The sequence below is a fragment of the Gemmobacter sp. genome, from assembly GCF_016792925.1.
Lineage (GTDB): Bacteria > Pseudomonadota > Alphaproteobacteria > Rhodobacterales > Rhodobacteraceae > Gemmobacter.
Genome location: NZ_JAEULU010000226.1, coordinates 1 through 8,536, shown reverse-complemented (window position 1 = coordinate 8,536; position 8,536 = coordinate 1). Strand labels below are relative to the sequence as shown.

10 protein-coding genes and 1 pseudogene are annotated in these 8,536 nt (G+C 64.2%); 3 read left to right on the top strand and 8 right to left on the bottom strand.

Features of this window, described 5'->3' with window-relative positions:
• A partial coding sequence (locus JNN06_RS10775) for a DnaA/Hda family protein (RefSeq protein ID WP_291239593.1) occupies positions 1 to 673 on the bottom strand: 673 nt, incomplete at its 3' end.
• A 416-nt stretch (positions 674 to 1,089) separates the two neighbouring features.
• Between JNN06_RS10775 and JNN06_RS10770 the strand changes: the two genes are divergently transcribed.
• Complete coding sequence (locus tag JNN06_RS10770) at positions 1,090 to 1,224, top strand: hypothetical protein (protein ID WP_291239592.1); 135 nt, start codon at positions 1,090 to 1,092, stop codon at positions 1,222 to 1,224.
• Here JNN06_RS10770 and rpsT read toward each other — a convergent pair.
• From rpsT to mutM, 3 genes are all read right to left on the bottom strand, one after another.
• Positions 1,215 to 1,487, bottom strand: a complete 273-nt coding sequence (rpsT, locus tag JNN06_RS10765; protein WP_291239591.1) for a 30S ribosomal protein S20 — start codon at positions 1,485 to 1,487, stop codon at positions 1,215 to 1,217. The two genes, JNN06_RS10770 and rpsT, sit on opposite strands and share 10 nt — an antisense overlap.
• A gap of 147 nt (positions 1,488 to 1,634) precedes the next feature.
• Complete coding sequence (locus JNN06_RS10760) at positions 1,635 to 2,411, bottom strand: enoyl-CoA hydratase (protein WP_291239590.1); 777 nt, start codon at positions 2,409 to 2,411, stop codon at positions 1,635 to 1,637.
• Positions 2,412 to 2,490: 79 nt separating this feature from the next.
• Positions 2,491 to 3,342 carry a bifunctional DNA-formamidopyrimidine glycosylase/DNA-(apurinic or apyrimidinic site) lyase gene (gene mutM, locus JNN06_RS10755; RefSeq protein ID WP_291239589.1) on the bottom strand — a complete coding sequence of 284 codons (852 nt, stop codon included), beginning with the start codon at positions 3,340 to 3,342 and terminating at the stop codon, positions 2,491 to 2,493.
• Between the two features lie 96 nt (positions 3,343 to 3,438).
• Between mutM and ubiE the strand changes: the two genes are divergently transcribed.
• Together ubiE and ubiB are read left to right on the top strand one after the other, a co-directional pair.
• Positions 3,439 to 4,188 carry a bifunctional demethylmenaquinone methyltransferase/2-methoxy-6-polyprenyl-1,4-benzoquinol methylase UbiE gene (gene ubiE / locus JNN06_RS10750; protein WP_291239588.1) on the top strand — a complete coding sequence of 250 codons (750 nt, stop codon included), beginning with the start codon at positions 3,439 to 3,441 and terminating at the stop codon, positions 4,186 to 4,188.
• Positions 4,188 to 5,711 (top strand): 2-polyprenylphenol 6-hydroxylase, encoded by a 1,524-nt coding sequence (gene ubiB / locus JNN06_RS10745; RefSeq protein ID WP_291239587.1) that lies wholly within the window; start codon positions 4,188 to 4,190, stop codon positions 5,709 to 5,711. The genes ubiE and ubiB overlap by 1 nt, the downstream gene beginning before the upstream one ends.
• Here ubiB and JNN06_RS10740 read toward each other — a convergent pair.
• From JNN06_RS10740 to JNN06_RS10725, 4 genes and pseudogenes are all read right to left on the bottom strand, one after another.
• On the bottom strand, positions 5,708 to 6,523 hold the full coding sequence (locus JNN06_RS10740) for a phosphotransferase (RefSeq protein ID WP_291239586.1): 816 nt from the start codon (positions 6,521 to 6,523) through the stop codon (positions 5,708 to 5,710). The genes ubiB and JNN06_RS10740 overlap by 4 nt on opposite strands.
• A gap of 42 nt (positions 6,524 to 6,565) precedes the next feature.
• Positions 6,566 to 7,036, bottom strand: a complete 471-nt coding sequence (locus JNN06_RS10735) for a FlgD immunoglobulin-like domain containing protein (protein WP_366812738.1) — start codon at positions 7,034 to 7,036, stop codon at positions 6,566 to 6,568.
• A gap of 24 nt (positions 7,037 to 7,060) precedes the next feature.
• Positions 7,061 to 7,156: pseudogene (locus JNN06_RS10730) on the bottom strand (flagellar hook capping FlgD N-terminal domain-containing protein); the annotation flags it as partial.
• An 83-nt stretch (positions 7,157 to 7,239) separates the two neighbouring features.
• A partial coding sequence (locus JNN06_RS10725; RefSeq protein WP_291239585.1) for a flagellar hook-length control protein FliK occupies positions 7,240 to 8,536 on the bottom strand: 1,297 nt, incomplete at its 5' end.

The following is an 8,536-nucleotide window of genomic DNA, read 5'->3' as shown; positions in this document are numbered from 1 at the left end:
CGTCATCCACCATCAGCACATCGACCGAGCGGAACATTTCCTTGAAATCCATCACCGACCGGTCGCGCAGCGCCTGCACGAAGCGATACATGAATTGCTCGGCCGACAGATACAGCACGCGCAGATGGGGCTGACGCAGCTGCAATTCATGGGCGATAGCATGCATCAGGTGGGTTTTGCCGAGGCCCACGCCGCCATACAGAAACAGCGGGTTGAAGGTGACCGGCCCGCCTTCGGCCACGCGGCGCGCGGCGGCATGGGCCAGCTCGTTCGGCTTGCCGACCACGAAACTGTCAAAGGTGAAGCGGGCATCCAGCGGCGCGCCGGGCAGCTCCTCCGAGGCCGGGCGCGCAGCGGCGCGGGCCTTCGGCGCGGGCTTGGTGGCGGCGGCTTTGGGCGCAGCCGCCTTGGCGGCCTCGGCCGGGCGCGCCCCGCGCGACACGGCAAACTCCACCCGCTCGACCTGCTGGCCATTCGCGTTCAGATGCGAACGGATATGATCGCCGAAATTGCGGTTCACCCAATCGCCAAAGAACGAGGTCGGCACCTCAAAGCGCGCCACGCCGTTCTTGAGGGTCGAGAGCTTCAGCGGCTCGATCCAGGTCGTGTAGTTGTTCTTGCCCAGACGCTGCTCAAGCTGTTCACGAATCTCGCCCCAAGTTTCGTTGGTCATTTGTCCCAATTCCGTCCCGCGCCGTTCTTTTTCGGCCTGTTGGGGCTGTAAGAGCCCGTATTTACGTGCACTCCCGCCGAAACGAGAGCGGCCACGCCGCCTTTGGGGGAATGGTGAGGCACAACAAAACCCGCACGACGGGAAGACCCGTCGCGTTGACATATGTTGTCTGTCGCGCAGAATTGCGCAGACCCTCCAGCATGCGTCGCGCGGCTTGCGCAGGGAACCTGACTGGCAGGTGGCAGCCCCCGGCTGTGCCGCACGCTCGCGGCCCGTCCCCCAGGACACCGTGAATCGCTTGGGCAAGCTAGCAAGCCCGACGCAGGGCCTGCAACCGAACTTCGCTGTTGACAGGGGGGTGCCTTGAATCGAATCCCGGACCCCATGCAAAGCGGCAACGGCGCCCGGAATAAACCTTGGTTTACGACCATAAAGGGCTTGAAAAAGCAAAAAGCGCGCCCTTCGGCGCGCCCTTAATTTCTGTATTTTTGCTGACCAGATTCGGCGCCTTGCAGGCCGCCAATCAGGCCCGGAAAGCCGATCAGGCCTGAGCGCCGGTCGCCTTCACGCGCGCCGCCAGACGCGAGATCTTGCGCGACACGGTGTTCTTGTGCAGCACGCCTTTCGACACGCCACGCGCCAGTTCCGGCTGGGCATTCTTCAGGGCTTCGGTGGCAGCAGCCTGATCACCCGAGGCGATGGCTTCTTCCACTTTGCGCAGGAAGGTGCGGATGCGCGAACGACGGGCCTTGTTCACGGCATAGCGGGCTTCCGACTGACGGGCGCGCTTTTTGGACTGGGGCGTATTGGCCATGGGCTGAATTCCTTAGGGTCTTTGTTTCGGTGGCAACATAAGACCCAAGGCGACCCGCCCCTGGGGGGAGGTCATGATTCTTGCCAAAGCGGGCCCACGCGCATGTGGGGACGGCCTATAGGCCATCCGGGGGGGATTGGGAACCCCTTATTTATCGCGGAATTGCGGCTGGCGCTTTTCCAGAAAGGCCGCCATGCCCTCTTTCTGATCCTCGGTCGAGAACAGCGCGTGAAACACCCGGCGCTCGAACAGGATGCCCTCGCGCAGCGTGGTTTCATAGCTGCGATTGACGCATTCCTTCACCACCATCGCCGTCAGCATCGACTTGGCGGCGATCTTGGCCGCGGCCTTCTTTGCCTCGGCGATCAGGTCTTTCGCGGGCACCACGCGGGACACGAGGCCACAGCGCTCGGCCTCCGCCGCATCCATGTTGCGCCCGGTCAGATGCATGTCCATCGACTTCGACTTGCCGACAAAGCGGGTGAGGCGCTGCGTGCCGCCAATGCCCGCCACCACGCCCAGATTGATCTCGGGCTGGCCGAATTTGGCGGTATCGGCGGCGATGATGAAATCACAGGCCATGGCCAGCTCGCAGCCGCCGCCCAGGGCATAGCCCGCCACCGCCGCAATGATCGGCTTGCGGGTACGCACAATCGCGTCGGCCTCCTGCGCGAAGAAATCCTCGCCGAACATCTCGACAAAGGTTTTCTGCGCCATTTCCTTGATGTCGGCCCCGGCGGCAAAGGCCTTGTCCGAGCCGGTGAGGATGATGCAGCGCACGCCATCATCGCGGTCGGCGGCGCGCAGCGCCTCGGCCAGCTCGCCCAAGAGCTTGCTGTTCAGCGCATTCAGCGCCTCGGGGCGGTTCAGCCGGATCAGCGCGATATTGTCTTCGGTCTCGACGATCAGCGTTTCATAGGCCATGGCGCAGGCTCCCCTTTGGTCGTGCTGACTCCTAACAGGTGGCGGGCGGCTTGCAACCCGGTTAGCGCTGGCAGGCATATCAGGATTGGCAGGTGGGGCAGAAAAAGCTGGAGCGCCCGGATTGCACGATGCGGTGCAGCGTCGCCGCGCAGCCGGGCGTGGTGCAAGCCTCGCCCTCGCGGTCATAAACCCGGAAATTATGCTGGAAATACCCAAGCTCGCCATCGGCCTGCCGGTAATCCTTCAAAGAAGAGCCACCCGCCTCGATCGCCTCCTCCAGCACCTGCCGGATCAGCGGCACCAGCCGCGCCACATCGGCCCCGGTCACATCGCGCGCCAGCCGCGCCGGATGGATGCCCGCGCGAAACAGCACTTCGCAAACATAGATATTGCCCAGACCCGCCACCAGATGCTGATCCAGCAGCGCCGATTTGATCGGCGTGGCGCGGCCTTTCAGCCGGGCCGCCAGATGGCTTTCGTGGAAATCATTGCCCAAAGGCTCTGGCCCCAGCACCGAGAGCAGCGGATGCGCCTCGGCGGTTGCGGTGGGCAGCAGGTCCATCGCGCCAAAGCGCCGCGCATCGTTGAAGGTGACGCGGGCACCATTGCCCATATCCAGCACCACATGGTCATGCTTGGCGGGCGCCGGGTGGTCATGGTGAAACGCGCCAACCTGCGCGCCGGAAATCAGCATCCGCCCCGACATGCCCAGATGAATGAGCAGCGTCTCGCCGGTGGACAGATCGGCCAGAATGTATTTCGACCGCCGCCGCAGCGCCTGCACCTGCGCGCCGGTCAGCCGCTCTGCCATGCCGGGCGGAAAGGGCCAGCGCAGATCGGGCCGGTTCACCTGCGCCTGCGCAATCACCTGCCCCTCCATCACCGGCAAAAGACCGCGCCGCACCGTTTCAACCTCTGGCAATTCCGGCATGCTCGCCCCTCCGTGACAGTCCCGCGCATTGCAGCCCGCGCGCGCTGGCCTATAAGGGGTGCGAAGCCCCTGAGGGGCAAGCCCCGGATGAGACAGATGAGCGACGCGCCCCAGACCACGCATTTCGGCTTTCAGACCGTGAACGAGACCGAGAAGGCCGGCATGGTGCATGGCGTCTTTACCAAGGTCGCCAGCAAATATGACATCATGAATGATGTGATGAGCATGGGCATCCACCGCATCTGGAAGGATGCGATGATGGATTGGCTGGCGCCGCGCCCCGGCACCCGGCTGCTGGATGTGGCGGGCGGCACGGGCGACGTGTCCTTCCGCTATCTGGGGCGCGCGCCCGGCGCGCAGGCCGTGGTGCTGGACATGACGGAATCGATGCTGATCGAAGGCCGCCGCCGCGCCGAGGCCGAAAGCATGGCAGAACGTCTGGATTGGGTGGTGGGCGACGCGATGGCGCTGCCCTTCCCGGCCAATACGTTCGACGTATACACGATCAGCTTTGGCATCCGAAACGTGACGCGGGTGCAGGATGCGTTGAACGAGGCCTATCGCGTGCTGCGCCCCGGCGGGCGGCTGATGGTGCTGGAATTCAGCCAGATCCCGAACGAGATGATGCAAAAGGCCTATGACCTTTACAGTTTCAACCTGATCCCGGTCATGGGGCAGATCATCGCGAATGATCGCGACAGCTATCAGTATCTTGTTGAAAGCATTCGCAAATTCCCCGATCAGGAGACCTTTGCCGCCATGATCCGCAAGGCTGGATTCGGGCAGGTGAAATACCGCAACCTCAGCCTGGGCATCGCGGCGCTGCATTCCGGCTGGAAGATCTGATGCGCGGCCCGCACAACATCATCCGTCTGGTGCGCACGCTGGCCACGCTGGAGCGCACCGGCGCCATCGGGCAGGTGCTGGCCGCGATGGATGCGCCGCCCCGGCTGCGGGCTGTGGCGCGGATTTTGGGCTGGCCGTTCAAATGGTTGGGCCTGAAGGGCGATCCGGCCCTGCCTCCCACGACCCGGGCGCTGACCGCGCTTGGCCCGGCCTATATCAAATTCGGGCAAATCCTTTCCACCCGCCCCGATATTGTCGGCGGCGAGCTGGCGCAGCAGTTAAAATATCTGCAAGACAAGTTGCCGCCCTTCCCGGTGACGCAGGCGCAGCAAATGATCGAGGCCGAGTTCGGGCAGCCGATCAGCGCGCTGTTTTCCGAGTTTTCCGAACCCGTCGCCGCGGCCTCCATCGCGCAAGTGCATCACGCGAGGCTGACTGACACCGGCGCCGAAGTGGCAGTGAAGGTGCTGCGCCCGGGGATCGAACGCGCATTCCGCAAGGATATTGACGCTTTCTGGTTCGCCGCGCGGATGATCGAAACCCTGTCCCCGGCCTCGCGCCGCCTGCGCCCGATGGATGTGATCGCCCATTTCGAGGGCGTGGTGATGGGCGAGCTGGACCTGCGGCTGGAGGCCGCCGCCGCCGCAGAATTTGCAGCAAATACGCAGAAAGACACAGGATTTCGGGTGCCAACGCCCGATTGGTCCTTGTCCTCGCGCAGCGTGATGACGATGGATTGGGCCGAGGGCATCGCCCTGGCAGACAATGCCGCGCTGGATGCCGCCGGGCATGACAGGGTGGCTTTGGGCGCGCGGGTGCTGCAACTTTTCCTCAGCCATGCGCTGCGCGACGGGTTCTTTCATGCCGATATGCATCAGGGCAACCTGAAGGTTGGCGCCGACGGGGCGGTGATCGCCTATGACTTCGGCATCATGGGGCGGCTGGATGAATATACCCGCCGCGTCTATGCCGAAATTCTTTACGGTTTCATCAAGAAAGATTACCGCCGCGTCGCCGAGGTGCATTTCGAGGCAGGCTATGTGCCGGCCGACCGCGACATCGACGAATTCGCCCGCGCCCTGCGCGTGGTGGGCGAGCCGATTTTCGGCATGGATGCCAGCCGCATCTCCATGGCGCGACTTTTGGCCTATCTCTTTGAAGTGACAGAGAGATTTGGCATGGAAACCCGAACCGAGCTGATCCTTCTGCAACGCACCATGGTGGTGGTGGAAGGCGTGGCGCGCGGCCTTGATCCGCATATCAACATCTGGCAGGTCGCCCGCCCGGTGGTCGAGGATTACATCAAGACCAATGTCGGCCCGCGCGCGCTGCTGCGCGACCTGGCCCTGACGGCGCGGGTGCTGGGCCGCTTTGGCCCCAAACTGCCCGCCATGGTCGAGGCCCAATTGCTGCGCCAAAGCCAGCCTCCGGTGCCAGCGGAGAAACCCCTGCACCCGATGGTGTGGATGGGCTGCGGTGCGGGCCTGCTGTGTCTGGGCCTGATTCTGGGCCAGCTGATTTAAAGGCTGGCCAGTTCCAGACGAAGCGCCGTGTCATAACCGGCATCGCCGCGCCCGGCGCGCAGGGCGCAATGGGCCGCGATGCGCCAATGCAGCACGGGCGCCAAGTGCCGATAGCGATCGGCCAATGGCGCGGGCAATTGCGCCAGCAGGCCTTGCCGCGCGTCGGCCTCCAGCACCTTGCCGCGGTAAAGCCATTGCATGGCGGGCGACAGAAACAGCGCCAGATCATCCACCGGGTCGCCCATGGCCGGGCATTGCCAGTCGATCAGACACAAGCCGCGCTCTGTGCTGAGAATATTGCCGGGCACGAGATCGCCGTGCAGGACCGAAGGCTTTGGCAAGGCAACCTCCGCCAGCTCCGGCAGGGGTGGCAGGCCAGAGGGCGCGAAAGATCGGGCCTGCGCTGCGATCGCCCTCGCCCCCATGGGCCGCACCGCCAGCCCCGGAAAGCCCTGCGCCAGCGACAGATGTTGGAGCAGCGCCGCAACCCCTGGCTCACCCTGCCAAATCCGCCCCGACACATGGCGCCACGCAATCCAGCCATCGCCGCGCGCCAAAAGCGCTGGCGCGAGACCCAAAGGGGAAAAGGCGCACAGCGCGGCGGCCTCAAGCGCCGGATCATTGGGGAAAAGCGGGGTCGCAGCCTCGGGCCGATATTGCTTCACCACAACCGTACCACACCGCCAAACCTGATTGCTGCGCCCCCCTTCGAGCGGATGCCACTCGGCATGGTCAGCGCCGCACAGGCCCAAAACGGCCCGGCGCAGCGCGGCATCCGGTTGCGGCGAAGAAAGGTGGGCGGTGCGGTTCATGGCCCGGACCCTAGGCCAGCCGGATTCTCCCGGCAAGCAGGCTCACCCGCGAATCGCGGTCACATTGTCGGCCAAAATCCTCCGATCCCCCTCCATCAACAGAACGATCTGATCGCCAAGCCCCTGAACTTCGACCACCCGCGCGTAAAGTTCGACCCCGGTGACCACGGTTTCCTCGCCCTCGGCAGAATTTTCGACGGAAAGATCATAGGTGCCATCCGGCAGCGGCTCCCCTGCCGCATCCAGGGGTTCCCATTCATAACTGGTGGCATCAAGCGGCAGATCGACCCGCGCCACAAGCTCCCCCTCCGAATCGCGGACCACCAGCACAGCTTTTTCGGCCCCTTGCAGGATTTGCGGCGCGATGGTCACATCTTCTCCCGATGTCACGATGGCCGGCATTTCGGCCCGAGCCTCACTGCCCACCCAGGACGCGACCTGCGCCATGCCCAGCATATTGAAACTGCCCTGAATCGAGGTCAGCAGCTTGTTTGTCTGGGTCTGCTGCTCCACGGCCGAAAAGCTGGCGAGTTGCGACAGATATTGTGTGCTGTCGACCGGGTTCATCGGGTCTTGATACTGCAATTGCGTGGTCATCAGGCGCAGGAAGGTCTGGAAATCCGAGGTGAGCGAACTGCTGACCGGGGTTGAGCTTTGGGTCTGGCTCGCTGTGGTGGTGGCCGATGAGGCGGCGGATACGATCATGAAACGGCCTTTCAAAGACGAAGATTGAGCCCGGCCACCAGGGCGGACGGACGGGCAAGAAGTGGAGAGGGAACCGGAGACAGGAGGAGCGGCTCGGGCTCGGCGAGCATTTCGATATCCGGCCTTGTCTGAGCCGCAGCAGAATGCCGCTGTTCGGACCAGCTGCTGAACTGCATGTCGGCCTGATCGTAACCGGCTTCGCGCAAGGTTTCCGCCAGCCGGTCACCGTTCCGGCGCAGCATGTCGAGGGTCTCTGGCCTTTCAACCTCCACCCGCACGCGCAGGGAATCCCCCTCACCATCAAGCGTGATGCGAAGGCGCCCCAATTCTTCGGGATCAAGGCGAATCTCGGTCACGTCTTGTCCGGCCTCGGTCTGGACCTGCGCAATGGAGGCCGCGCGAATCGACAGGTCGGCCCCGCCCGATCCCGCCTGTGCCATCGCGGGCAGGGCATCGGCCACGGCGCTGACATGGGCATGATGAGCGGGCGGCAGCGACGGGCCTGCCGAAGACAGGTCTACCTGCGACAGGGGCACGAATGCAGTCTGGGGCATGAGCGGCGACCGGAGAGCTGTGGCCGAATCCGGTGCGCGTTGCCGGGCCTTGTCCTCGGGCGGGCGCGACGCGTCTGGTTGGTCTGCCGCGATTTCGCCCCGCGCCGTGGCTTCCTCGGCATCAGGCAGCGCCAGATTTTCGATCTGAGGCGGCACATTTGGCGCAGGATCTGCCCCATCCGACGGGCTTTGCGCCGGAATGGCCACACCAGACTGCGCAGCTTGCACAATTGGGAGTGTATCTGCCGACGAATTGGCGGGGGCGGCGACAGCGGGTTCGGCGGCATTCAAGTTTTGGCCCGCCATCACGCCTTCAAGGACCAGACGCCAATAAGCTGGCGTGACGGGATGGGCTTTCGGGACGGCGACCACGCGCGAGCCGTCCTGCACATCGGCCTGCAGGTCCGACGAAACCTCGACCGGGCGATCCCCCGTCTCCACAGGCGGAGAGGGGCCTCCAGCTTTCAGCACCATGCCTGGCGATTCGGCGGGCGAAAGCAGCGGGGCATTGGCCATGGCCGCTGGTTCCGTGGCCGCGACCGGCATCTGCTGCATCACGATTTCGGGCGGCAAAACCACCTCTCCCGCCAAACTCTCCTGCGCCGCAGGCCCTGGCACCGGCGCTGTCAGAACGGCGGCAGACATGTCTGCGGCCTCCTGGATTGGAACCACATCGGCAATGGTTTCCACAGTGGTCATCGCCCCTGATGCAGCCAAGGCCATGGGGAGCGGCGCCAGTTCCGTCAAAGTGGTT

Coding starts and splice junctions, on each gene's coding strand:
- JNN06_RS10760 (WP_291239590.1), bottom strand. CDS start 2,411: ATGGCCTATGAAACGCTGATCGTCGAGACCGAAGACAATATCGCGCTG.
- mutM (WP_291239589.1), bottom strand. CDS start 3,342: ATGCCGGAATTGCCAGAGGTTGAAACGGTGCGGCGCGGTCTTTTGCCG.
- ubiE (WP_291239588.1), top strand. CDS start 3,439: ATGAGCGACGCGCCCCAGACCACGCATTTCGGCTTTCAGACCGTGAAC.
- JNN06_RS10740 (WP_291239586.1), bottom strand. CDS start 6,523: ATGAACCGCACCGCCCACCTTTCTTCGCCGCAACCGGATGCCGCGCTG.
- rpsT (WP_291239591.1), bottom strand. CDS start 1,487: ATGGCCAATACGCCCCAGTCCAAAAAGCGCGCCCGTCAGTCGGAAGCC.
- ubiB (WP_291239587.1), top strand. CDS start 4,188: ATGCGCGGCCCGCACAACATCATCCGTCTGGTGCGCACGCTGGCCACG.